Here is a 23,810-nt window from a genome sequence, read left to right as displayed (position 1 = left end):
ATGGTCCAGCCCTACCGGGAACTTGGCCTCAAGGACGACGAATACGTCGCTATCCGCGAGATCCTCGGCCGTCGGCCGACGGACGCCGAACTGGCGATGTACTCGGTGATGTGGTCCGAGCACTGCTCCTACAAGTCATCCAAGGTGCACTTGGCCTACTTCGGTAAGACCACCACACCGGAGATGCGTTCGAAAATGCTGGCGGGCATTGGCGAAAATGCGGGTGTCGTCGACATTGGCGATGGCTGGGCGGTGACGTTCAAGGTCGAATCGCACAATCACCCGTCGTATGTGGAGCCTTATCAAGGCGCTGCAACGGGTGTGGGCGGGATTGTCCGCGACATCCTTGCCATGGGCGCACGTCCGGTCGCCGTGATGGACCAATTACGGTTCGGTCCGGCGGATGCCGCCGATACCGCCCGCGTCGTCCCCGGCATCGTGTCCGGCGTGGGTGGCTACGGAAACTCGTTGGGGCTGCCGAACATTGGTGGCGAAGTGTTCTTCGATGCCAGCTTTGCGGGCAACCCCCTGGTCAACGCCGGTTGCATCGGCGTCCTTCGCTCGGCGGACATGCACACCGCGCATGCGTCCGGCGCCGGTAACAAGGTCATCCTGTACGGCTCGCGCACCGGCCTCGACGGCATTGGCGGCGTTTCGGTGCTGGCCTCCGATACCTTCTCCGATGACGGAAATGCGGGTGCCGGAAGCAACTCTCGTCGGAAGCTGCCCTCCGTTCAGGTGGGCGACCCGTTTGCCGAAAAGGTGCTCATCGAGTGCACCCTCGAAATCTTTGCCGCCAACTTGGTCGTGGGCATCCAAGACCTGGGAGGGGCCGGATTGTCCTGCGCCACCTCCGAACTCGCGGCCGCCGGAGACGGTGGCATGCACATCTGGCTCGACCAGGTCCCGCTGCGGGCCACCGGGATGTCGCCAGCCGAAATACTCTCCTCTGAGTCCCAGGAGCGGATGTGCGCTGTCGTCACCCCGGACAAGGTGGAGGCGTTTCTGCAGGTCTGCAAGAAATGGGAGGTGCAGGCCGATGTCATCGGCGAAGTCACCGACACCCAGCGGCTCATCATCACTTTCAACGACGAGGTCGTGGTCGATGTGCCCCCGCGGACAGTCGCCCATGACGGACCCGTGTACAACCGTCCGATCCAGCGCCCTGAATTCCAAGACGCGCTCCAGGCCAACACACCGGATTCCCTGAAGCGGCCCGAGACATTAGAAGAGTTGCGCGACACGGTGTTTGCGATGATCTCGTCGCCGAACCTGTGTTCCCGAGCCTGGGTGACCGACCAGTACGACCGTTACGTACGGGGAAACACCGTGCTGGCGCAGCCTTCCGACTCCGGGCTGATCCGCGTCTCCGACGACTCCCACCTCGGCGTCTCGATGGCCACGGACTGCAACTCGCGCTTCACGATGCTCGACCCGTATCACGGCGCGCAGTTGGCGCTGGCTGAGGCCTACCGCAACGTCGTCACCGGCGGGGCCACACCCAAGGCCGTGACCGACTGTCTCAACTTCGGGTCGCCGGAAGACCCGGGCGTCATGTGGCAGCTTTCCGAAGCGATCCACGGGTTGGCCGACGGCTGCGCGGTCCTGGGGATCCCCGTCACCGGCGGCAATGTCAGCTTGTACAACCAGACCGGCGGCACCGCGATCCTGCCCTCGCCCGTGATCGGCGTGCTCGGCGTTATCGATGACGTTCGTCGACGCACCATTACCGGCATCGGCCAGGAAGCGGGCGAAACTCTGATCCTGCTGGGCGAGACCCACGACGAGTTCGGCGGTTCCGAGTGGGCCAACGTCATGCACGGGCACTTGGGCGGCTTGCCACCGCGGGTGGACCTCGAGGCCGAACGTCTACTAGGAGAGATCCTGATCGCTGGCTCCCGCGACGGCATGGTCACTGCTGCGCACGATCTCTCCGAGGGTGGCCTGCTGCAGGCGATCGTGGAGATGTGCATCGTGGGCGAGACCGGTGCGCGCCTGGTGCTGCCGTATTCGAACGGTGCGGCGGTTACTGTCGCCGAGGCATTCGTCCAGATGTTTTCCGAGTCGAGTGCTCGGGTGCTGGTGGCGGTGCCGCGCACCGAAGAGCTGCGTTTCACTGAAATGTGCCAAGCGCGGAAGCAGCCGATGGTGCGGATCGGAGTCGTCAACCCGGCAGCGTTGGACGACCCTGCCGGACAGACCCTGGACATCCAGGGTGTGGGCATATTTGGCTTGGAAGATTTGCGCTCTGCTTGGGAAGGCACCCTGCCGGCGCTGTTCGGGTAGTTCGGCGGGTAACTTCTTGCCTATTGTTCGCTGGCACCCGGTTTCTGCGCGAAAGCCGGGGCTCAGCCACTGCCCGCCGGGAACGGTGCCTGGCCGGAATCGGGCACTTGCCGGGAACTGGGCCTCGCCGGGTCTAGGAAGCGAACCGCAGGACGGCTTCAGCCGTCAGGCGGTGCCACGTGAACCACTTTCGCAGCATCCCGTGTGCGGTGCCACTCAACACCGTGCGATCTACCAGGACGCCTGCCGCGACAGCACGCGCCACGTAGGGAAGCGTGTTGCGCTCGGGGACAATCCTGTCATTCGAGCCGTGGAGGACGCGAAGAGGAAATCCGGCGGGGGCGACGATTGGGTCACCACTCTCGAGCCACGGCGCGAGTCCGACCATTCCCACTATCGCGGGGTCATCGGTCAGCCGCATTGCGGTCCGACCACCCATGGAATGGCCCACTAAAATGACGGGAACGCCGGGATACTGGGCCTTAATCTGCGCGAGCGCCCACCTGCCGTCGGATATGGCACCTGCACCATCGCCATTCCACCCACGGACGGCGAGTTGCAGCCGGTACACCGCGAGCGGGGTTCCAGCGCGCCGCCCGGCGCGTCGAATGGCGCTCGCTACGGGCCGTAGCCGCAACACTGCCAAATTCCGGCCAGACACCGGGGCCATCGAATTTGCGCGGCCCCCATGCAGAACGAGTACAACGGCGGCAGGGGAATCAGGTTCGGAGACAGGTAACAGCGAAGGGGAGTTCACAGACGTTATTCGTACCCAATAGCCGAACAGATGGCAGGCGGTGGACCATGAGGGTGCACACCGTGAGTGCGGCCAGGGGCGCGGAGGGTTACAGGCCGGCGATTGAAATACTGCCCGCACTGTCCGCTTCCACTGGGGTGATGGTCAAGGTGACGGTGACCGTGCCCTTGGTGAACTCACCGAGATAGACGCCGCCGTAGCTGAAGTTCTGCCCCGGGGCGTAGCCAGCCGCAGTGAGGTTGCCTTCAAAATAGGCAGCCAGATCTTTCGGCGTGGTGGCGGGGACGGTGAAGACCGTAACGAGCCCCATGGACGGATCGACCATCCCTGAGATCACCTTTGCGCCGTCAGGCAGTGCTACTTCTGCTGGCCAGTTGGCGGGAAGCTCCTCAGTGGGCAGCCCCGAAAGATCGGTGGGGAAGCCGGACTCGCCTGTCGGAAGAGCGATATCGGTGGGTAATTCAGGTGTTTCGGGGTTGGAAGGGGTATCGGTTGCTGCCGGAATCTGCGTCTGAGTACTCGGCAGGTCCGTCATCTGCGGAATTTCACCTTTATTTGCCGCCGCTGCCACGAGGTCAGCGTTGTTGATGCCCGCTTTGCCGGGAACCGTGGTGCTGCACGCAGCTAGGGCAATGCCGACGAGTGCGATAAGGGCTGATCGTGCAGCTAGTTTCATGGTGACCTTCAGAGCTTCGGGACATTGGTGATGGAGGTGAACCTGAGCGAGTGCGCAGCAAAGGAAGTGCGTCTGGCAAGGATCGCACTGCGGAGGCCGGCGCGTCTGTGATTCGGGCAAATTGACCCATTTGAGGCAAAGTGCCGGTAATGTCCGAGGCTGCCCACAGCGGGCGAGCGGTGCTGAGAGGGCGCCAGCCCGGACAGTGCCCTGTCCGCCCGCGGCTAGGCTGCAGGCGTGGTCAAGAAACCCATCACCCAGGCCGAGTTTGCCGCAGCTGTGGCGGCGGTGGCGGCCGTGGGGTCAGGCGGCCTGGATAGAAATACGACCCAATCGGTGGTCCGGACCACGCTGCGGTGGTTGGCGCAAATCCAACCCGGGCACACCGTTGAGATTCGCGTGCCACCCTTCGCGGCCGTGCAAGCCATCGATGGTCCGCGGCATACGCGCGGAACCCCGCCGAACGTGGTCGAGATGGACGGCGGAACGTGGCTGGACCTGGTCGTTGGGCGGCTCAGTTGGCACGAGGCCGTCGAGCAGGGACGCGCTCACGCCAGCGGCCTGCGAGCAGACCTTGCTGGCTGTTTCCCGATGACGAGCCCAACAGCGATGACGAGCCCAACAGCAATGACGAGCCCACCTATGGATGGAGCGTAGGAACCCCGCGAACCGCCAGATTCTGGTGAGGTCGGTCACCGCACCCGCCTGCTCAGACGTACATCGGGACAAGCGGCCGCAGGTCGGCGTGAGACCAGTTAGAGTCAGGGATCGTTGATCCCTGCTATGCGAGGAGCTCGATCACGTGGGAAACGGTCCGCACCCGACCCCCAGCACGTCCCGGCTACAGCCGAACCTTCCCCAAGGCATCCGGATCGATCCCGATATCGTCGACCCCGCCCCAGCGAAGAGTGCGGGGTGTTCGGCGTATGGGCACCTGGCGAGGAAGTCGCGAAGCTGGCCTACTACGGACTTTATGCGCTGCAGCACCGGGGCCAGGAGGCCGCGGGAATCGCCGTTTCCGATGGGTCGCAGATAGTGGTGTTCAAAGATCTGGGCCTCGTGTCCCAAGTCTTTGACGAGCAGACCTTGTCTTCTCTCAACGGCCATATCGCTGTCGGGCATTGCCGATATTCGACGACCGGCGGCAACAACTGGGAGAACGCGCAGCCCACGTTCGCCACCACCGCCGTGGGCAGCGGAATCGCCCTCGGTCACAACGGCAACCTGGTCAACACCGCAGAGCTGTCGGCCCAGGCCGACGCCTTCCCGGGCAAGCGCCGCGGGATTACCACCGACTCCGATATCGTCACCAGACTTCTCGCTGCTCGCAGCGCGGACTCCAGTATTCAGGCCGCGGCCATGGAGCTGTTCCCGACGCTCAAGGGCGCCTTCTGCCTTGTGTTCTGTGACGAGCACACCCTGTACGCAGCCCGCGACCCGCAGGGCATCCACCCCTTGGTGTTGGGCCGGTTGGATCGCGGTTGGGTCGTCGCCTCCGAAACGGCGGCTTTGGATATTGTGGGCGCATCTTTCGTAAGAGAGGTCGAGCCCGGCGAGTTCCTCGCCATCGACGCCGACGGATTGCGTAGCGAACGATTCGCTACCCCGGACCCCAAAGGCTGCTTGTTCGAATACGCCTATCTCGCCCGCCCGGACACGACCATCGCTGGTCGCGGTGTCAATGCGACTCGGGTCGACGTGGGCCGCAGGCTCGCAATTGAGGCGCCGGCCGAGGCGGATCTCGTGATCCCCACCCCGGAGTCCGGTACGCCCGCGGCTATTGGTTACGCCCAGCAGTCGGGCATCCCGTACGGCCAGGGCCTTGTCAAAAACGCCTATGTCGGACGGACCTTCATTCAGCCCTCGCAGACCATCCGTCAGCTGGGAATTCGGTTGAAGTTGAATCCGCTACGCGATGTGATCCGCGGCAAACGCCTTGTGGTGGTTGATGATTCGATTGTCCGTGGAAATACGCAGCGCGCTCTTGTGCGGATGCTCCGTGAATCAGGCGCACTCGAAGTTCATGTGCGGATCGCGGCCCCGCCCGTGCGGTGGCCCTGCTTCTACGGCATTGACTTCGCTTCTCGCACCGAGTTGATCGCGAACGCAAGCCCCGATGAGTCCGCGATCGAGTCCGTGCGCGCGTTCATTGGCGCTGACACGCTCGGATACGTTTCGTTGGACGGTCTCATCGCGGCCAGCGAGCAGCCCAAAAATCGTCTCTGCACAGCCTGTTTCACCGGCGAGTACCCCATTCCCATCCCCGACCAAGCGGGCAAGCACGTGCTGGAGGGGATCGCTCGCGGAGTCGCTGGCGATGCCGCCCCCATGCATGCCGCTGCCTACGGCGCCGAGGACGCCTTAACCAGACCATGAATTCACAGCAGCCAATTCAGAACCATCCCATTAGCACCGGAGCGACCTACGCAGGCGCCGGAGTGTCCATCGAAGCCGGTGAATCTGCCGTCGAGCTGATGAAACCTTTTACCGAAAGGACAAAGCGCCCAGAGGTTCTCGGCGGTATCGGGGGATTTGCATCGTTGTACAAGTTGCCTGTTGGCAAGTATCGCGAGCCCGTACTGGCATCGTCATCCGATGGCGTAGGCACGAAGTCCGCCATCGCGCAGGCCATGGACATCCACGACACGATCGGGATCGATCTCGTCGCCATGGTGGTCGACGATCTGGTGGCCTGCGGCGCCGAGCCCCTGTTTCTACAGGACTACATAGCCTGCGGGTCGCTGAATCCGCAGCGCATCGCCTCCATCGTCTCCGGGATCGCCGAAGGGTGCGTCCGCTCTGGATGCGCCTTGGTCGGCGGCGAAACCGCCGAGCACCCCGGTCTCATGCAGGCAAATGATTATGATCTCGCTGCGACCGCGGTGGGCATTGTCGAGGCCGACGCCATCCTGGGGCCCGATCGCGTGCGCCCCGGTGACGTCGTAATCGCGATGGCCGCATCCGGAGTGCATTCCAACGGATACTCCATGGTGCGGCACGTGCTCCTAGAGATTGCCCGTCTGTCGCTTGAAGGGTATGTCGAGGAATTCGGCCGTACCCTGGGCGAGGAATTGCTGGAGCCTACCCGGATTTATGCTCTGGATTGTTTGGCGCTCGCTCGCGACACGGAGGTGCACGCCTACGCGCACATCACCGGCGGCGGCCTAGCCAACAACCTGGCGCGGGTCATCCCCAAGGGTCTCGTCGCGAGGTTAGATCGTCGTACATGGACGCCTCCGCCAGTTTTCGGTTTCGTTTCCTCCCATGGTCGCGTCGAACGCCCCGAAATGGAGACGGCGTTCAATATGGGGGTTGGAATGGTGGCCGTAGTGGCGCCGGATGACGTTGACCGTGCCCAAGCGATCCTGACCGCGCGGCACGTGCCGTCTTGGGTACTGGGATCGATCGAGACTGCGGACCAGACCGGGGACGCAGATGTGCGGGCATTTCTCGAGGGTGACCACCCCCGCTTCTGACCACCCCCGCTTCTGACCACCCCCGCTTCTGACCACCCCTGGTGTCCGATCTTTTGCGGGTGGACCCGATGGCCCGGTTCCCGCGTCCTCAACGCTCCGGGGCCGAACCCACTACTCGCGGCGAAGGAGCCTCATGAACGGTTGGGGAGCGGCGGTGATGATCGCTGCAATTTCAGGGCTTGCGGCTTTGACGTGGAAGCGGCCGAAGGCTCGTTCGAAGCAGGTCGACGAGGGGAGTTCTGGAAGCTTCGAGAGTCATTCCCACGTCGAAGGCAGCAGTGGCTGCGGAGGAAGCTTCGAGGGAAGCAGTGGCTGCGGAGCAAGCTTCGAAGGCAGCAGCGACTGAATGCTGCGGAAGCTGAACGCGAGACGCATCCACCTATTGTTGGACGCCGCACAGGCTCCCGACTACCCACTTTCGTGGGAGTAGCCGAGCTGCCTGCACGCGTTCACACACCAATAACCGATTAGCTGACGTCGAGGTCACTGAGTTGCTGTGACCCCGACCGAATTCAACGGCCGGCGTGGTAGACGTCCTGATACTGGTCTTCGAATCCCTCATCGGGATCGCTATCCTTCGGCGGGGCTGAACCCGGCCGTGAGGACAATTCGCGTTGTAAGGCGGTGACGTCAATGTCATGGGTGTTGTACTTCAGATCCCGTGCCACTTTGGTCTGCTTCGCCTTCTGACGGCCTCGCCCCATCTGGCGGACCCCCTTACGCAGAGAAGCGGAGCGGCCGACTAGCGGCGGCTCCGACAGTGTTGATCAATCGTAAGTTTGATCGTACAGGGTCGCCGTGGCTACTCGTAGCCACATCACGCAGTCGGAGTGTTTGCCGCGAGTGAGCCAGCCCACAATGATGGCGGCGGCGCCCACTGGGGGAGGGGGAACATCGGCGGCAGCGCTAGAACACGTCTGGAGCCAGCGCCACAGTTCCAACAGGAATACCGCCGCCGAGAATCGTTCCGGTGCCGAGCTGGTCCAGCACATCGCCCGTGACGCCCAGATATCGCAGGCCTGCGACAAGAGCTGGCATCCGGGCTCGGTCGCCGCCATCCTGGATTTTTACTGCGACGCCACGACCGTCCGCGAGCGCCGCCGTGTGGACGCCCTCGGCCCCACCTTTGACGAGAAGTCCGGGGATTCCAGCCATCAGCAGGGTGTCGTCACGCCCGGTCCCGCCGACCATGTCGGGGTATGCGCGCATCGCATCGGCAACAGTGCGCTCGGGGGTGCCGACGGCCGCGCTCGTCATCCTGCCGAACGCGCGAGCCAGCCCAGTCAGCGAGATCGCGTACAGGGGAGCTCCACAGCCGTCGATGCCGGTGGCGGTGGGGGTTTCGCCGGACATCTTCGCGACCTGTTCGAAGATGGCCTTTTGCAGCGGGTGTGCGGGGTCCAGGTAGCTCTCTAGGTCCCACCCGGCAGCGACGCACGCAGCGAGCATGCCCGCGTGCTTGCCTGAGCAATTCATGTACACCCGCTGCGCGGATCCACCGGCGCGGATGACGTCATTCCGGGTGGCTTCGTTGAGGGGAAGCGCTACTGGGCAACGCAAGTCGGCCTCGGACAGACCCACCGCGGCCAGCATCGCGTGGACGCGGTCGGTGTGTGCGGCTTCGCCGGAATGGGACGCGGACGCCAGAGCGAGATCCGCGTCGCGCAGACCCGCGCCTGCAGCCAACATGGCGAGTGATTGGAAAGGTTTGTTCGACGACCGGGGGAAGACCGGCGTCGTGACATCCCCGCGGGAGTGCAGCACCGTTCCATCCGCGTCGGTGACGACGATGGCGCCGTAATGGCTGCATTCGTGGAACCCGGACCGGATTACGCGGACCAGTTCAACCGGTGCGGCGCTGACAGAGTCCGTAGAGTTCTGAGCGGTTTCGTCGGGAGTAGTGCCGTCTGATGATGGAGTAGTCACGCATCGATCTTGCCAGGCGCCAGGCCGAGCTGAACGCGGGCCTCGGCACTGGTCAGCGGTGGGCGCCCGCCGAGTTTGGCAAATCCGACCGCTTTAGCGGCCAGGGCCACGTTCTCCCGCGGCCCGCCGCCGGAGTCCGCGGTACCGACCCGGAGGTGACAGCCGCCGGAAAGCGCAGCCATCATGGCGAGCATGGCGGTTGGTCCATCGCTACTTACTGAGATCGGCAGCTGCGATCCGGCGGCGATAAGCCCTACCTGGGAGGGTATCTCGCCGAGGACGTCGGTGGCATGCAGGTGGAACTCGAGCAGGTGAACCCGGTTCGAGCCGGGTGGGCAGAATTCCTTCGGCGCCATTCCCGGCAGATCCGCAGTCACGGACCTGTCCCGCCAGACTAGATCGACCATGGACGCAAGCGGCGAGGTGCCGGGCGCGGTCAGAATTACCTGCGTTTCGGCGCGCAACATCTCCACCGCTTGCGCCAGATCTGTTTGTTGCCAGGACAATTCGAAGCGCGTAACCCCTATCTGCTGAGCATCGAGAGCGACCCGCAGCAGCATCGGCAATTCCATTGGTGCCGGAGCCAGGGTGATGAGCGTCCCCGGGAGGGGGGGTGGAGGAGTCGGAGACACTGCCATTAAATCTGCGCAACAAGGGATTTCAACACGGCGGGGTCGATATTGCCGCCAGAAACGATCGCCACAGTTTTTCCTGGCGGCAGTTCGGAGCGGTGGAAGAGAAACGCGGCCGTCGCGACCGCCCCCGACGGTTCTGCAAGCATTCTGGCATCCAACAGCAGCCGCTGAGTGGCTTCAGCGATTTCGTCCTCGGTCACGGTGATGATGTCGTGCACCTGGGTGCGGATATGTTCCCAGGGGAGGTGTCCTACAGCAAACGTGCGGAGTCCGTCAGCGATGGTGCGGGCGGTGTCGTGCGGTGACCACTCCTGGCGGCTCCCGCTGCGGAATGATGCAGCCGCGTCGCCAGCTAATTCTGGTTCCACCCCGATAACTTTCGCGTTCGGAAGTAACGCAGTGATCGCCGCGGCAATCCCGGAGATAAGCCCGCCGCCGGACACGGGCACCAGTACGACATCTACGTCTGGAAGGTCCTCGGCGATCTCCAAGCCGATGGTCCCTTGGCCTGCGATCACGTTGGCGTCGTCGAAGGGCGCGATCATGGCCTTGCCGGTGCTGGCGGCCAGTTCTGCGGGTCGGCTGAAGCGCTCGGTCAATGGAACCAGCTCGACCGTTGCGCCCAAAGCGCGCGTGGCTTCGATCTTTCGAACTGGTGCGTTATCGGGGACCACTATGTGGGCGTCGATGCCGAAAACTTTGGCGGCGTAGGCAACCGCCTGGGCATGGTTACCAGAGGAGTGCGCGAGGATCCCCTGCGCCCGTACCTCCGGGGTTAATCGAGACATCGCAGTCACTGCGCCGCGAATCTTGAAAGCACCGACAGGCTGCAATGTTTCGGGCTTCAACCACAGATCTGGCCACGGCGACGGCAACAACGGGGTGCGCACCGCTATGCCCTGGATTTCGGTAGCGGCCTGCTGGATGGATTCCAGGGTCACAAGTTCGGGCATCTGTGGGCTCCTTCGAAATATCTGACAGTAAGTGGGTGAGGCAAACATCAGCACAGCGCGGCGGGGTAATGCAGAGTTACCGCGGTCGAATTTTGGTGAAGGTCGCTCGGTCAATCGCTGAGGCGGGTGCGGCATTCTCCGGAGCTACATCCGCCGGGTCAATCCGAGCATCGACACCGCCCGCGAGCAGCGGGGTTTCGGGACCAATATTCCGTTTGACGAGCGCCAAGGCGATGGGGCCGTCCTCGTAGTGGATGGCGACTGTGCCGACGCGGCCCACCACCCGTCCCTGGTCGGTGAGGATGTCGTCACCGGGGTTGGGCAGTACGTCCTGAGTGCCATCGAGGTTCAGCATCACTAGGCGCCGGGGTGGGCGGCCAAGGTTCGCGACGCGAGCTACCGTCTCCTGACCGCGGTAGCAGCCCTTGTTCATGTGGACGGCGACGCCGAGGAGGCCCACCTCGTGGGGGATGGTGCGGTCGTCAGTGTCAACTCCGGTGCGGACCCGCCTCGTCGGTATCCGCAAGGCGTCGTCCGCCCAGGTTCCCACGGGGGTCGCGCCGCCGGCGATCAACTGCTGAGCCAGCGTCAAGGCCCGGTCGTGGGGCACTACGAAGTCCAAGCCAGTGTCGGTGGCACGTAAAAATCCACCTTCGGGTAGCGGTACGGCGCACCCGGCCTCCACCTGGCCAAGCCCGAGACGGGCGCCAACCTCAGATGCCCGAGGCCCGATCAGGCTCAGCTGCTGAAAGTCGTTGCTGCGAACCGTGACCTCGACATCGGACCAGAACTTCATCATCTGCAGGTATTTGCTCAGGCCCTCGTCAGTCCCCGCGTCTGTATCCAGGTAGGTCGTGTCGCCGACCTCGGTGACGCCGAAGTGGTATTCGACGTGACCTTGCGGGGTCAGCACCAATGCTTGCGTGGTGGTGCCGTCGGCCAGCGGCAGCAGCAATTGGCTCGTGAGCTTGTTCAGCCAGTCGTGCCGATCCGCGCCGATGACGGTGATCACACCGCGCTGGTCCCGATCAACCAGGCCAACGCCCTGTTCGGCGCGCCGTTGCTCGACCGTCGGGTCACCATAGTGCCAGGCGACGCCGCCATCTACGCCAGAGGCCGCAACGGCTCCGGGCAGCGTGAGCAGGGCAGAGGTGTGAGTCGTCATACCTTCGATGGTAGGCCGACGACCGTGTCGCCCGGTGTTTGCGTCCGACCTCACAGCACCTCAATGCGAGAGCTTCGCGGCGGTAAGAGCAGAATCGTCTCCATGCCAGGTGACACCGCTGTCCCGCCCGTCCTGCTCGGCCATCCGGCAGGTAGCCCCTGGGTGGAGTTCACCCGTGGCGAGTGGAGTGAGCTCGCCGAATCAACGCCGATGCCGCTGACCGCCGAGGAGATCCACCGGTTGTCCGGGCTCGGCGACCCGATTGACCTTGAAGAGGTGCAGAACATTTACCTGCCGCTGTCCAGGTTGCTCAACCTGTACGTCGGGGGTACGGGACAGTTGCACCGGGTCACGTCATCGTTTTTGCGGGAAAAGCAGCAACGGACGCCGTTCATCATTGGCGTGGCCGGGTCGGTGGCGGTCGGGAAGTCCACCACCGCACGCGTTCTGAAAGAACTGTTGTGCCGCTGGCCGGATACCCCCAGGGTGGAGCTCGTCACCACTGACGGCTTCCTTTACCCAAACCACGTCCTTCAGCGCAAAGGTCTGATGCAGCGCAAGGGTTTCCCGGAATCCTATGACCGTCGGGCGCTGATCAAATTCGTCGCCGACGTCAAATCCGGGGTTAACGAAGTGCGGGTGCCCCGGTATGACCACGTCAAGTACGACATTCTCCCCGGCGATGAGATTGTCGTCCACCGGCCGGATGTGCTGATTGTCGAGGGCCTCAACGTGCTGCAGCCCGCGCGACTTGGCGAAGACAGCAACAGTGCGTTGGCATTGAGCGACTTTTTCGACTTCTCCATTTACGTGGACGCGAAAGGCAGCGATATCCAGCAGTGGTTCGTCGAGCGGTTCTTGAAACTGCGTAAGTCAGCCTTTGCCGAGCCGGGTGCCTTCTTTCATCAATTCGCCTCGCTCACCGACGAGCAGGCAGTCGAGTTCGCCACCGGCATTTGGGGTTCTATCAATGAACCCAACCTGATCAACAACATCCGACCCACCCGGGGCCGGGCGAACCTGGTGCTCCGCAAGGGTTCGAACCACTCGGTGAACCGGATCAGGTTGCGTAAGTTGTGATGCTGCTCGCGACCCTCGACGGTAATCTCCACGACCCGAACTCGCCGCTGATCCGCGTAGACGATCTCGGTGTGTTGCGCGGCGAGGGCGTTTTCGAAACGTTGCTGGTGGTGTCCGGGCAGGTGCGCGATCTGTCTGAACACCTTGCTCGGCTGCAGGTTTCGGCGCACTTGAGCGATATGACGACGCCGCCGATTGCGGCGTGGCACCGCGGCATTGATGCTGTTCTCACCGCTTGGCGCGAACCCGCCGAGATGGTGTTGCGATTGACAGCAACGCGCGGGTCCGAGACCGGCGCGCAGCCCACCTGTTTCGTCACTGGAACGCAGGTGCCGGAAAAGATCCGGCAGCAGCGGGAGGGGATCAGTGTGCTGACCCTTGACAGGGGCCATTCGGGCGCCGCGGCGGCAACATTGCCGTGGCTGTTAACGGGTGTGAAGTCAATCTCCTACGCCGTGAACATGTCGGCTCTGCGGTACGCGCGCGCGCACGGCGCTGACGACGCCCTCTTCGTCGGCACGGATGGCCACGTGCTGGAGGGCGCCACCGCCGCAGTGGTGGTGGCCCGCGGCGACACCCTCATCACACCGCCGGAGGACGGGATTTTGCCCTCGATCACGGTGCGGCGGTTGTTCCATCACGCCGCGCTCGACGGGTGGACCACCGAAGAATCGCCCTTGACCCGCACCGACCTGATCGCCGCCGACGGCGTGTGGCTGGTGTCCAGTGTGCGTCTTCTCGCGCCCGTCACCAGCATCGACTCCGGCAAGATCCGAATCTCTTCGGACCACGACCGGCTTCTGGGTCTGCTCCGGCAAAACTAATCAGCCGCCCGTGCTCCACTGTTCATCTTCGTCAGGTTGAATGCATCCATGGACCCTCGCGCCGGACAGTTGCCGCACCCCGAAGATCTGATAAATGTCGACGCCGTTGTCGGCGCTTTCTATGACATTCACCCCGACCCCGCCAGTGCCGAACAACGCGTCATTTTTGGCACGTCGGGCCACCGCGGCTCCTCACTCGATGGCGCTTTTAATCGCGACCACATCCTCGCAATTACCCAGGCGATTTGCGAGTACCGAGCGGGCCAAGGGTATGACGGACCCCTGTTTATGGGGGCGGACTCGCACGCCCTGAGCGCTCCGGCCACGCAGACCGCGTTGGAGGTGCTGGCCGCCAATGGCGTGACCGTGCTGCTGGATGTTAACGACGGCTACACCCCGACACCAGCGGTCTCGCACGCCATTTTGAAAGCTAACCGGGGCGCCACCTCCGGGTTCGCTGACGGCATTGTCGTGACTCCGTCCCACAACCCCCCGCGTGACGGCGGTTTCAAGTACAACCCGCCGAACGGTGGTCCCGCCGATACGGATGCAACGTCCTGGATCGCGGGCCGAGCCAACGCCATTATTGAAGGCGGACTGTCTGCGGTGAAACGGATGTCGTATGAGGAAGCGAAGAATGCCGACTCCACTGGCTACTACGACTTCACCGCGGCCTACGTCGGCGACCTAGACAACGTCCTCAACCTCGATGCGATTCGCGATGCTGGAATCAGAATTGGAGCCGACCCCCTCGGCGGAGCCTCTGTGGGCTACTGGGGGGTGATGGCGGAAAGACTGGATCTCGACCTCACCGTCGTTAATGCTGAGGTGGATCCAACCTTCAAATTCATGACGCTGGACTGGGATGGCAAGATCCGGATGGACTGCTCCTCGCCTTCGGCCATGGCTTCATTAGTCGCTCGCCGCAACGAGTTTCAGATTGCGACCGGTAACGATACCGATGCCGACCGGCATGGCATCGTCACGCCGGACGGTGGGTTGATGAACCCGAACCACTATCTCGCGGTGGCTATCAATTATCTGTTCCGCAATCGCCCGAATTGGCCGGTTGCCGCCGGAATCGGGAAGACGCTGGTGTCGTCATCGATGATTGACCGGGTGGCCAGCGACCTCGGTCGCCGGCTGGACGAGGTGCCGGTGGGCTTCAAGTGGTTCGTCCCCGGCCTGTTGGATGGCTCCATCGGCTTCGGCGGTGAGGAGTCGGCGGGCGCGTCTTTCCTGCGCAAGCGCGGCACCGTCTGGACGACGGACAAGGACGGCATTGTGCTTGCACTCCTGGCCTCGGAAATGCTTGCGGTGACTGGGAAGTCACCGTCGCAGCTATACGCGGAGCTGGTCGCGGTGCACGGTGATCCCGCCTATGCGCGCGTCGATGCTGCCGCTTCCACTGCGCAGAAAGCCAAGCTGGCGAAACTGGCTCCTGAGGACGTCACGGCAGATGAACTGGCGGGGGAGAAGATTACTGCCCGGCTTGTGACCGCGCCCGGTAACGGCGCAGCTATCGGGGGCCTCAAGGTCGTCACGGAGAACGCGTGGTTCGCGGCCAGGCCATCCGGCACCGAAGACGTGTACAAAATCTACGCGGAGTCCTTCAAGGGACCGGAGCATCTGGCGCAGGTGCAAGCTGAGGCGCGCGTGGTGGTCGCGGCGGCGCTGGGGGACTAAAAGTGCTTCTGGCGAACGGATCTCAGATCGCGTACCCGTCGATCACCACCGCTTAGGCGCGGTTCCAACTGCTGGCGAAGCCCAACATCACCGCGATGATGATTGTGGTGCGCCCGCGTGCCCGACCCAGCCAGGCTGCGATCGAGATCAGTAGGGAAAACGCCTACAGCAGGGGCCTGCCCTGAAAATTCATCACACCTGCGGTGTCGTCAGCGCTGCGGTGTCGTCAGTGCTGTGGTGGCTCAGCCGGCGACGCGCTCTAGCAAGGCTGATCGGTACGGCTGAAGTTCGTATTCTGCGGTGGCGCGCTCCTCCACGTAGGCGAGCTTGCCGTCGACGATTCCATAGAGCCGGGTCGCTCCGGTGACGGCTGGCGCGCTGACGGTGCGAACCACGGCGTCAGTTCCCAAAGACCAGGCCGCCACACCCTGTGCGTGGCCGTAGAAGATTTCGACAACGCCCTCGGAGTGTGCGATCAGCAGCTCAATGATGTCGTCAGGCTGCGGACGCCACCAGCCAAGTTCGCGGTTGGCGGGGACAGGCGCAGGATCAGTGTCAGGCCCCGGTCCGGTGTCGAGCCCAGCATCCGGGATCAGCCAGGTGAGCGACTCATGACGAAGGAATCCCCGGCCGTCGTGGGAGAGCGTGAGTTGCTGCCCGAAAGCGGTGTCTGCGCTGCCGGGCGTGTGCACCTTGCCTTCGCCGCGCCACACTCCAACCAGGGGAAGCAGAATCAAGTTCTCGTCTGCAAGTCCAGGACCCAGGCGCAGATTGGCGGTATCGAGAGGGAGCGGCAGGGGCGCGACGTCTGCGATGTTGATAGTGATAGTGGACGCGGTCGACTCGGAACGCTCAACGGCCGCAGCAAGGGCGGCATCCCCAGACCCGCGCTGAACTTCGAGAGCCGCCTCCGGTGTGGAGTCTGCGGCGGGTGAAACTGGCATGGCGGAAGAAGGCTCGGCTGCGCCCGAGGACTGCTGGCCGGTCACTTTTCTTCGTTTACCAGTCGGTAGACGACGTACACGGCGAACCAGGTGATCAAAATAGCGGTGGCTACAAGGAGCGACGTAAAGAAGAATTCCACCCCGTCATCTTAACGCTTGACGCCGAGCCCTGCTGGTCCGGGTCGGGGAACGAGGCCGGAAACACATCTGGTGGAGCAGTGTGCGAGGTCGCCGGCCTGGTTCACTTGCGTAAATCTGCCACCCTGACATTGCTGGCGGCGCCGGTTATCACTACATTGCCGCCTACCGCGGAGACAGATGCCGCGTCGATACGAAAAGGTACGGCGGTGAGTGGGAGGTCGACGCCAAGCCCCGCCCCGGCCGCTGCCAGCAACTGTGGTGGCGCTGCAAGTCCGACCGCGCTCAGAGAGCCCACGCGCAGTTGCACGACGGAATCGACGATTTTCGCCTGGAGAATTCCGGTGACGGGAATGGACTGACCCGCGAGCGCGATCGTGCTCGAAATCGCTAACGCCCCATCGGGTGCGGTGGCGATAGCCAGACCGGTCAGGCGGAGCGCCGCCGCCAGGCTCGATACCGGGAGAGTCACGATTAAATCTGCTGCTCCGGCCACCATGGCGTCGATATTTCCGGCAACGGCATCCGAGAGCCCGATGGTGGTGTCGCGGAGCGTTAAGTCGGCATCTACACCGGTCACAGGTCCGAGGGAGAGGTTCGGCACCGTGATAGACACGTCGTCATACCTGCCGGAAATTGCTTGCCATGTGAACGGAAAGCCTGCGATTTTCACCTCCGGCGCGGCTGCGAGTCGGAGTTGACTAGCCACCGCATCACTGATTTTGGTCGTCGCGATCCAGCGCAATCCATAGTCAGCGGCGACGAGGACGGCGCCCAGTATGACGAGGGTGATGAGCAACTTGCGCATCAGAGAATGCTCGCATTTTCGACGGCTCGGCGAGCCCATTGCGCTATTTCGGTGATGGTCGCAGCGCTGATCCCGGACTCGGCGTGGCCCATTCCCGGAATCAGCCACAGTTCGCTCGCTGGCGCAGCTTTGTGCAACTCGCGGGCTCGGTCCGCCGCGAAGTAGTGGTCGGACGTGCCATGCACGATCAAGAGCGGCGTGGGTGCGATGCTGCCCACAAGCTCGAGTGGGGTCAAGGGAACCTGGACCCACGGCTTGCCAAGCCGAATCCCCAACCGGGGGCCGATCAGCGGGCCGAACGGGTGCTCGAGCAGCCACTGAATTCGGCGCATCGGAGTGCTTTCCCGCGAGAACCAACGCGACGGAGCGCTCACCGAAACGACTGCGTCAGCGGCGTTTCGCAGCGGAAATCCCATTTCCGACGTGGCTCTTGCGGCCAACCCGGCGTGACGCAGTGCTACGGCGGCCCCCATCGAAAACCCCACCAGGACGACGGTGGTGTGCCCCTCGCGGCGCGCCTGGGAGATCGCGGCGTCCACGTCCAACACTTCGATCTGCCCCACGGACGAACGCCCCTCGGAGGAGCCGTGGCCGCGAAAGTCCACGGCAACCACTGCCCCAAAGGCGCTGAACGCGTCGATCACCGACCGGGTGTTCGGCTTGTGAGTGGCATTCGTCATGCCGTGACAGATGACAAAACAGATTCGGTCGGCTTCGCGCGGCTGCTGATCTGCCCCTCGGGTACTCGAGATCCCCCGCAGTGTGACGCCATCCGCGGTGTGGATCGAGATCTGGTGCATTTCTGTTGTGGCAGCGGACGTTTCGGGTTTCGTCATGCGTGGTTGCGAGCTCATTTTCTGCAGAGGGGGTCGGGAGGGAAATGGGGGATAGGCAAGTCTTGACCGAAGCTGTCGCTGGTCGCGGCGGCTGTGGGTGGAAGGTTAGAATTGGCCTGCGGAGTCCCTCCAACGTACTGCACGTATTTGGTGCATCGTTCGTGGCGAAGTGCCTGCAGAGTCGGACGAGGAATCATAAAGCCGAAGGGAACGGGATGCGTGGACCTTCTCCTACTTACCGCTGACCCAGATCCGAACAGCGTGCTTGCCGCGCTGGACCTCCTTCCGGTGAAGCTGAGAGCGGCAGCGCCCGAAGCTGCTTCGCTCGTCACCTCGGAACCGTATGAGCTCGTCGTCGTCGACGCCCGTTCAGACCTAGCTGCGGCGCGAAACCTGTGTCGCCTTCTGGGCACCGACGGGCTCAATGTTTCCATCTTGGCGGTGGTCACCGACGGCGGCATCGTCGCGATCGGTCCCGACTGGGGGGTCTGCGACGTGGTGCTCTCCAGTGCGGGCCCTGCCGAAGTGCAGTGCAGGCTAAGGCTTTTGGCCGGTCGACTCAACCCGGTGGCAGATTCCGGACTTATCAGCCTAGGCGACCTGACGATTGAGGAAGATACCTACACCGCGCGCCTGCGTGGCAAGACCCTTGAGCTGACCTACAAAGAATTTGAGCTTCTTAAGTTCCTCGCCCAACATCCTTCGCGGGTGTTCACTCGTGAGCAACTGGTCACTGAGGTGTGGGGGTACGACTTCTTCGGCGGCACCCGCACCGTCGATGTGCACGTGCGCAGGTTGCGGGCCAAACTTGGCCCGGAACACGAGTCGCTGATCGGAACAGTCCGCAACGTCGGCTACAAAATGGTGCCGCCGGCACGCACCAGCGGCGGGCGCGAGGAGCCATCCGGCACCGTCAGCTAGGTTTGGCCGAATGAACTTCGAATTGACTCCCTGGCAAGCCGCCTTGTCCGACGAAGAACAGGTCGAAGTACTAGGCCTGGTGAAACGCTCCACCATTGCTGACGGTGTCGCTCCATTTTCTGGCCACATACTCGACGCTTTCGATCGAGATTCGGGCAGCGAGTCCGACGCCTACCTGCTGGCGTTTAGCGAGGAAGAACTCGCTGGGATTGCGGTGCTCCATGCGGGCGACCCCGCCGAAGTCGCGGTCGATCCGCTGTACCGGCGCTGCGGGCTCGGGAGTTCGCTGCTTGCCGCTGTGCTGGTTGCACAGCCCGACGTGTGGGCGCACGGAGATCTGGTTGCCGCTTCGGAGTTGGCATCGAAGCTATCCCTGACACCGACACGTGAACTACTGCAGCTGCGCAGGCCCGCGGCGCCGGTCGCGGATGCTGTGTGGCCGCAGGGGGTTTCGGTGCGGACCTTCGTGGTGGGGCAGGACGAGGAGGCCTTTCTCGGGGTTAATGCGCGCGCCTTTTCTTGGCACCCGGAACAGGGTCGTCTCGACCTTGCAGGGCTGCAAGCCGAGCAGGCTGAGCCTTGGTTTGATCCCGCCGGGTTCTTCCTCGCGGTAGACGAATCCGATCGGATTCTCGGCTTTCATTGGACAAAAGTGCACGGAGTGGATCCGACGCCTGGCACCGGCCCCGTGCGGTCCGTGGGTGAGGTGTATGTGCTGGCCGTAGACCCCGAGTCTCCGGTCCGCGGCCTCGGTACTCCGCTCACGCTGGCGGGCCTTGCGTATCTGGAGCGAAAGAATCTGCATTGCACGAGCTTGTATGTCGAAGGGAACAACGACAAAGCGATTCACCTGTACGAGAAGCTCGGCTTCCAGAGGTATCTGCGAGACGTGGTGTACTCGCGGGTTTAGACACCGGGCGCCGCGGGGCGTGGCCGGTCTCGGCACTGTTCATCTGCGGTTCACCTCGTCAGCGTCAACCGGTCACCCTGGGTGTTTAACGTCCTGTCGTGTGCATCGCCTGGATGCTCATCACACTCATGACGGTCAGCACCACGGCCGGACGACGTATGGAGGACCTGCGTGAACATCACGCGCAAGATTTCTGCAGTATCCCTGTTCACCGCTGCCGCACTGACCTTGGCCGCATGCGGCACCGACAACAACTCGACAGCAGGCTCTTCCAGCACCAGCTCGGTAGCTTCGAGTGTTGCTGCCTCGAGCGCAGCAGATATGTCCAGCTCCGCCCCGGCTTCTAGCTCGGCAGCGTCCAGCTCCGCCCCGGCTTCTAGCTCGGCAGCGTCTAGCTCCGCCCCGGCTTCTAGCTCGTCAGCGTCCAGCTCGGCACCGTCCAGTGCAGCGACCGCCGACTTCCCCTGCGCCACCGGGGATCTGCGAAGCTCCGGCTCTACCGCCCAGGGCAAGGTGATGGAGGAGTGGATTCTGGCTTTTAACGCCAAATGCGGTGCCAACGTCAACCAGTACGGCGGCGGCGGGTCCGGTAAAGGCATCACCGACTTCATCGGCAACCAGGTCGATTTCGCGGGTTCGGATTCCTCTCTCAAGCCAGAGCAGGCGGCTTCGGCCAAGACCGACCGGTGCCAAGGCGCCGACGCCATTAACCTCCCGCTGGTAACCGGCCCGATCGCCTTGGCCTACAACCTGCCGGGAGTCGACAAGCTGGTCCTTGATGGCCCCACCCTGGCGGGTATTTTCGCCGGCACCATCACCACGTGGAACGACCCGGCGATTGCTAAGTTGAACTCCGGCGCCACGCTGCCCTCGACCACCATTCAGTCGGTGCACCGCGCAGAAGACTCAGGGACCACCGAGAACTTCACCAAATACCTGAAGGCGGCGAGTGCTGGCGCCTGGACCTTCGACCCAGCCAAGGCGTGGGCCGCCCCAGGCGGGATCGCAGCGCAGGCATCCGATGGTGTGGCGCAGGAAGTGAAGGGCCGTGAAGGCTCCATCGGCTACCTCGAGTGGGGCTACGCCACCGACAATAAGCTCTCGGTAGCGCAGATCAACGACGGCTCCGGGCCGGTGGAACTCACCGGCGAAAGCGCTGGCAAGGCCGTCGCCGCCGCCAAAGTTGTAGGTACCGGAGCAGACTTGGCGCTCAAGCTTGACTACGCCACCAAGGAAGCCGGGGCGTACCCGATCATCCTTGTCACCTACGAGATCGTGTGCTCGACGGGTAACGGTGACAAGTTGCCGTTGATCAAGTCGTTCCTCGGCTACGCCGCCACCGAGGGCCAAGCGGTTTTGGCCAGCGTTGGCGCAGCACCGTTGCCCGCCGAAATTCAGGCAAAGGTTATTGCTTCGATTCAAGGCCTGAAGTAGAAGTTAGACGAGACACCCTTGATGATGGCCCGTTCGCAGCAAGATTCGCGGACGGGCCATCTTCTCGGTCAGCACTACTGCAGCAGTGAGTCGTATTTTCACCAGTCTCCGGAGATTCACTGGAAACTGTCCACCGCAACACGGGCGTTCGCACGAGGGGACGAGACCACACACATGAGGGTACGAACCAATGACTGACCGCGTCGTCGACGATGCGAGGCCAGTGAGCGTCGACGCGCCTGAACCACGGCACGATCAGCGCGATTCAAGCCCCGCCGGCCGTGCGCCATCCTCCATCGGTGGCTCCTCGGTTCGTCTGGGCGATCGGGTCTTCAAGAGCCTCGCCGCTGGTTCAGGTGGGCTGTTGCTTTTGGTCATGGCGGCCATCGCGGGCTTCCTCATCGTGAAGGCTTGGCCCGCGTTCAGCGGAGACAACGCGGGAAACCTGTTCACCACCCAGGTCTGGCAGCCCGCTGCAAATCCGCCGCTATTCGGTATCGCCGCACTGCTCTTCGGCACCGTGGTGTCGTCCGTCATCGCGATGTTGATTGGCGTGCCGGTAGCAATTGGCATCGCGCTATTTATCGCGCACTACTCTTCCCGCCGAGTGTCAACGTTCCTCGGCGGCATCATTGATCTGTTGGCGGCCGTTCCATCCCTGGTGTTCGGCATGTGGGGTCTGTATTTCCTTATCCCCCAGACCACCGGATTTCAGAAGTGGCTGACCGACTACTTCGGCTGGATACCGCTTTTCGCCACCGACAAGCCGCTGGAGGCGGGGCAATACGGCAAGAGCTTGCTGATTGCAGGCATTGTCCTTGCCATCATGATCATCCCCATCGTGTCCGCCGTCAGCCGCGAGGTCTTCCTCCAAGTTCCACGCGAGACGATGGACGCCGCGTTGGCGTTGGGCGCGACAAAGTGGGAAATGGTCAAAACTGCGGTCCTGCCGTTTGGTCGGCCCGGGATGATCTCAGCTGCGATGCTGGGCTTGGGCCGAGCATTAGGTGAGACCATCGCGGTGGCCTTGGTTCTCAACAGTGGCTTCAAAATTAATTGGCACCTCACGGAGCCGGGCGGCGACACCTTTTCCTCCACTATCGCCCTGAAGTTCGGCGAAGCTTCCGGTTCGGCGCTGGGTGTGCCCGCGCTGATCGCCGCAGGGCTCTTCCTCTTCGTGATCACCCTCGTCGTCAACTCTGTCGCCCGGATCGTCGTTGCCCGGAAGAAGGAGTTCGTCTGATGAGCATCCAGTCACCTTCAGCCACCAAAAAAGCCGCACCTTCTGCGCTTGTCGGGGCGAGGCTTCCTCGCTGGGCTCCCGTCGCCTGCGGCGTTGCTGCCGTTGCCCTCGCGCTGACCGCGAAGTTTGGGATCGGCTGGTCAGGGTGGGGGACCGCGTTCTGGTCCGCAGCACTGCTTTTCATCATCATCTTGAGCATCTGGTCCTTCACGATTGAAGGAAAGCGCCGCGCGAAGGACCGCTTCGCGTCGACGCTGATCTATTCATCCTTCGTAGCCGCGGTGGTACCGCTGGTTCTGATCCTCGGGTACATCGTCGTGAAGGGTTGGGGCACGCTCAGCGCAGACTTTTTCACGCATTCCATGAACGGGGTCAGTACCCGCAAGGAGGGCGGCGGCGTATACGCGGCGCTGATCGGAACCCTGCAGCAGGTCGCTATCGCCGCAGTGATCGCTTTGCCCATAGGACTTTTCACCTCTATCTACCTTGTCGAGTACGGCAAGGGGCGCTACGCCAAGGTCGTCACATTCTTCGTTGACGTGATGACGGGGGTTCCGTCCATTGTTGCCGGACTGTTCGTGTACACATTCCTGTTGATCGGGTTCGGGCTTCGCCCCTTCGGCGCTGCCGGCGCCATTGCTCTTGCTCTCCTCATGCTCCCGGTCGCCGTGCGCTCCAGCGAAGAAATGCTGAAGCTGGTGCCGCGCGAACTTCGGGAGTCGTCCTACGCTCTGGGGGTTCCGCGGTGGCGCACGATTCTCAAGGTCGTGCTCCCCACGGCGGCGTCGGGGTTGATCACATCCGCGCTCCTGGCAGTGGCGCGAGTCGCCGGTGAGACAGCGCCGCTCATCTTGCTTGTCGGCTACACCGCCTCGATCAATACCAACCCGTTTTCCGGCGACCAGGCGACGCTGCCAATGATGATTTGGGATCAACTCGGCAAACTCGGCGGGTCCGTCACTGACAACACCTCGGGACGGGCGTGGGGAGCTGCCCTGACACTCGTTCTGCTGGTGCTCATCCTCAATGTCGTTGCTCGCGTCATCGCCAGGCTGGTCCGCCCGAAGGCGCGCTAGAACATTCCATCCAGCAGTACAGGCTTTGGAGGCCAC

The 23,810-nt window shown here is 63.1% G+C and carries 24 protein-coding genes; 13 read left to right on the top strand and 11 right to left on the bottom strand.

Annotation, left to right across the window (positions count from 1 at the left end):
• Window positions 1-2,286: a phosphoribosylformylglycinamidine synthase subunit PurL gene (gene purL / locus EH165_RS13820; RefSeq protein ID WP_124800535.1), complete on the top strand. Its 2,286-nt coding sequence runs from the start codon at window positions 1-3 to the stop codon at window positions 2,284-2,286.
• A 133-nt stretch (window positions 2,287-2,419) separates the two neighbouring features.
• Here the strand turns inward: purL and EH165_RS13815 are convergent, their stop codons facing one another.
• Both EH165_RS13815 and EH165_RS13810 read right to left on the bottom strand, forming a co-directional pair.
• On the bottom strand, window positions 2,420-3,043 hold the full coding sequence (locus tag EH165_RS13815; protein WP_206425980.1) for an alpha/beta fold hydrolase: 624 nt from the start codon (window positions 3,041-3,043) through the stop codon (window positions 2,420-2,422).
• 88 nt (window positions 3,044-3,131) lie between these two features.
• Complete coding sequence (locus tag EH165_RS13810; RefSeq protein ID WP_124799962.1) at window positions 3,132-3,719, bottom strand: hypothetical protein; 588 nt, start codon at window positions 3,717-3,719, stop codon at window positions 3,132-3,134.
• Window positions 3,720-3,956: 237 nt separating this feature from the next.
• On the opposite strand from EH165_RS13810, the gene EH165_RS13805 reads away from it, so the two are divergent.
• From EH165_RS13805 to EH165_RS13790, 4 genes are all read left to right on the top strand, one after another.
• Window positions 3,957-4,376 (top strand): sterol carrier family protein, encoded by a 420-nt coding sequence (locus EH165_RS13805; protein ID WP_206425979.1) that lies wholly within the window; start codon window positions 3,957-3,959, stop codon window positions 4,374-4,376.
• 126 nt (window positions 4,377-4,502) lie between these two features.
• On the top strand, window positions 4,503-6,095 hold the full coding sequence (purF, locus tag EH165_RS13800; protein WP_124799961.1) for an amidophosphoribosyltransferase: 1,593 nt from the start codon (window positions 4,503-4,505) through the stop codon (window positions 6,093-6,095).
• Window positions 6,092-7,195 (top strand): phosphoribosylformylglycinamidine cyclo-ligase, encoded by a 1,104-nt coding sequence (gene purM / locus EH165_RS13795; RefSeq protein WP_124799960.1) that lies wholly within the window; start codon window positions 6,092-6,094, stop codon window positions 7,193-7,195. The genes purF and purM overlap by 4 nt, the downstream gene beginning before the upstream one ends.
• Before the next feature lie 133 nt (window positions 7,196-7,328).
• Complete coding sequence (locus tag EH165_RS13790; RefSeq protein WP_124799959.1) at window positions 7,329-7,541, top strand: hypothetical protein; 213 nt, start codon at window positions 7,329-7,331, stop codon at window positions 7,539-7,541.
• A 166-nt stretch (window positions 7,542-7,707) separates the two neighbouring features.
• On the opposite strand, the gene EH165_RS13785 is transcribed toward EH165_RS13790, so the two are convergent.
• From EH165_RS13785 to ygfZ, 5 genes are all read right to left on the bottom strand, one after another.
• Window positions 7,708-7,899, bottom strand: coding sequence for a DUF3073 domain-containing protein (locus EH165_RS13785; protein ID WP_124799958.1), 192 nt, complete (start codon window positions 7,897-7,899; stop codon window positions 7,708-7,710).
• Between the two features lie 202 nt (window positions 7,900-8,101).
• On the bottom strand, window positions 8,102-9,121 hold the full coding sequence (locus EH165_RS13780; protein WP_124799957.1) for an asparaginase: 1,020 nt from the start codon (window positions 9,119-9,121) through the stop codon (window positions 8,102-8,104).
• Entirely contained in the window at window positions 9,118-9,681 is a 564-nt protein-coding gene (locus EH165_RS13775; protein WP_206425978.1) for a 3-keto-5-aminohexanoate cleavage protein, read from the bottom strand. The genes EH165_RS13780 and EH165_RS13775 overlap by 4 nt, the downstream gene beginning before the upstream one ends.
• A gap of 77 nt (window positions 9,682-9,758) precedes the next feature.
• The gene (locus EH165_RS13770; RefSeq protein WP_124799955.1) at window positions 9,759-10,709 is read right to left on the bottom strand and encodes a threonine ammonia-lyase; all 951 of its coding nucleotides are present in this window, start codon (window positions 10,707-10,709) and stop codon (window positions 9,759-9,761) included.
• Between the two features lie 76 nt (window positions 10,710-10,785).
• A complete protein-coding gene (ygfZ, locus tag EH165_RS13765; RefSeq protein ID WP_124799954.1) occupies window positions 10,786-11,874 on the bottom strand; it encodes a CAF17-like 4Fe-4S cluster assembly/insertion protein YgfZ in 1,089 nt (362 codons plus the stop codon).
• A 102-nt stretch (window positions 11,875-11,976) separates the two neighbouring features.
• On the opposite strand from ygfZ, the gene coaA reads away from it, so the two are divergent.
• Genes coaA through pgm form a run of 3 tightly spaced genes read left to right on the top strand, consistent with a single transcriptional unit; the run spans window position 11,977 to window position 15,464 of the window.
• Window positions 11,977-12,954: a type I pantothenate kinase gene (gene coaA, locus EH165_RS13760; RefSeq protein ID WP_206425977.1), complete on the top strand. Its 978-nt coding sequence runs from the start codon at window positions 11,977-11,979 to the stop codon at window positions 12,952-12,954.
• On the top strand, window positions 12,954-13,778 hold the full coding sequence (locus EH165_RS13755; protein WP_239020796.1) for an aminodeoxychorismate lyase: 825 nt from the start codon (window positions 12,954-12,956) through the stop codon (window positions 13,776-13,778). Before coaA ends, EH165_RS13755 begins: the two co-directional genes overlap by 1 nt.
• Window positions 13,779-13,826: 48 nt before the next feature.
• Window positions 13,827-15,464: a phosphoglucomutase (alpha-D-glucose-1,6-bisphosphate-dependent) gene (gene pgm, locus EH165_RS13750; protein ID WP_124799951.1), complete on the top strand. Its 1,638-nt coding sequence runs from the start codon at window positions 13,827-13,829 to the stop codon at window positions 15,462-15,464.
• 242 nt (window positions 15,465-15,706) lie between these two features.
• Here the strand turns inward: pgm and EH165_RS13745 are convergent, their stop codons facing one another.
• The 3 genes from EH165_RS13745 to EH165_RS13735 form a co-directional block, all read right to left on the bottom strand.
• Complete coding sequence (locus EH165_RS13745; protein WP_124800532.1) at window positions 15,707-16,408, bottom strand: heme-binding beta-barrel domain-containing protein; 702 nt, start codon at window positions 16,406-16,408, stop codon at window positions 15,707-15,709.
• A 241-nt stretch (window positions 16,409-16,649) separates the two neighbouring features.
• Window positions 16,650-17,354 (bottom strand): LmeA family phospholipid-binding protein, encoded by a 705-nt coding sequence (locus EH165_RS13740; protein WP_164479247.1) that lies wholly within the window; start codon window positions 17,352-17,354, stop codon window positions 16,650-16,652.
• Entirely contained in the window at window positions 17,354-18,190 is an 837-nt protein-coding gene (locus EH165_RS13735; RefSeq protein ID WP_164479246.1) for an alpha/beta hydrolase, read from the bottom strand. The genes EH165_RS13740 and EH165_RS13735 overlap by 1 nt, the downstream gene beginning before the upstream one ends.
• A gap of 219 nt (window positions 18,191-18,409) precedes the next feature.
• On the opposite strand from EH165_RS13735, the gene EH165_RS16665 reads away from it, so the two are divergent.
• Window positions 18,410-19,111, top strand: coding sequence for a winged helix-turn-helix domain-containing protein (locus EH165_RS16665; RefSeq protein WP_124799948.1), 702 nt, complete (start codon window positions 18,410-18,412; stop codon window positions 19,109-19,111).
• A gap of 10 nt (window positions 19,112-19,121) precedes the next feature.
• Complete coding sequence (mshD, locus tag EH165_RS13725; protein WP_124799947.1) at window positions 19,122-20,021, top strand: mycothiol synthase; 900 nt, start codon at window positions 19,122-19,124, stop codon at window positions 20,019-20,021.
• 50 nt (window positions 20,022-20,071) lie between these two features.
• Here the strand turns inward: mshD and EH165_RS16300 are convergent, their stop codons facing one another.
• Window positions 20,072-20,533 (bottom strand): hypothetical protein, encoded by a 462-nt coding sequence (locus EH165_RS16300; RefSeq protein WP_239020806.1) that lies wholly within the window; start codon window positions 20,531-20,533, stop codon window positions 20,072-20,074.
• A gap of 4 nt (window positions 20,534-20,537) precedes the next feature.
• On the opposite strand from EH165_RS16300, the gene pstS reads away from it, so the two are divergent.
• The 3 genes from pstS (at window position 20,538) to pstA (ending at window position 23,774) form a co-directional block, all read left to right on the top strand.
• Entirely contained in the window at window positions 20,538-21,455 is a 918-nt protein-coding gene (gene pstS / locus EH165_RS13720; RefSeq protein WP_338418497.1) for a phosphate ABC transporter substrate-binding protein PstS, read from the top strand.
• Between the two features lie 190 nt (window positions 21,456-21,645).
• Window positions 21,646-22,698: a phosphate ABC transporter permease subunit PstC gene (gene pstC / locus EH165_RS13715; protein WP_124799946.1), complete on the top strand. Its 1,053-nt coding sequence runs from the start codon at window positions 21,646-21,648 to the stop codon at window positions 22,696-22,698.
• Entirely contained in the window at window positions 22,698-23,774 is a 1,077-nt protein-coding gene (gene pstA / locus EH165_RS13710) for a phosphate ABC transporter permease PstA (RefSeq protein ID WP_124799945.1), read from the top strand. Before pstC ends, pstA begins: the two co-directional genes overlap by 1 nt.
• Window positions 23,775-23,810 lie beyond the last annotated feature (36 nt).

It is taken from the genome of Nakamurella antarctica (assembly GCF_003860405.1).
Lineage (GTDB): Bacteria > Actinomycetota > Actinomycetes > Mycobacteriales > Nakamurellaceae > Nakamurella > Nakamurella antarctica.
Note: the sequence above shows the minus strand (reverse complement) of the source record. Positions and strands in the feature narration are given on the sequence as shown.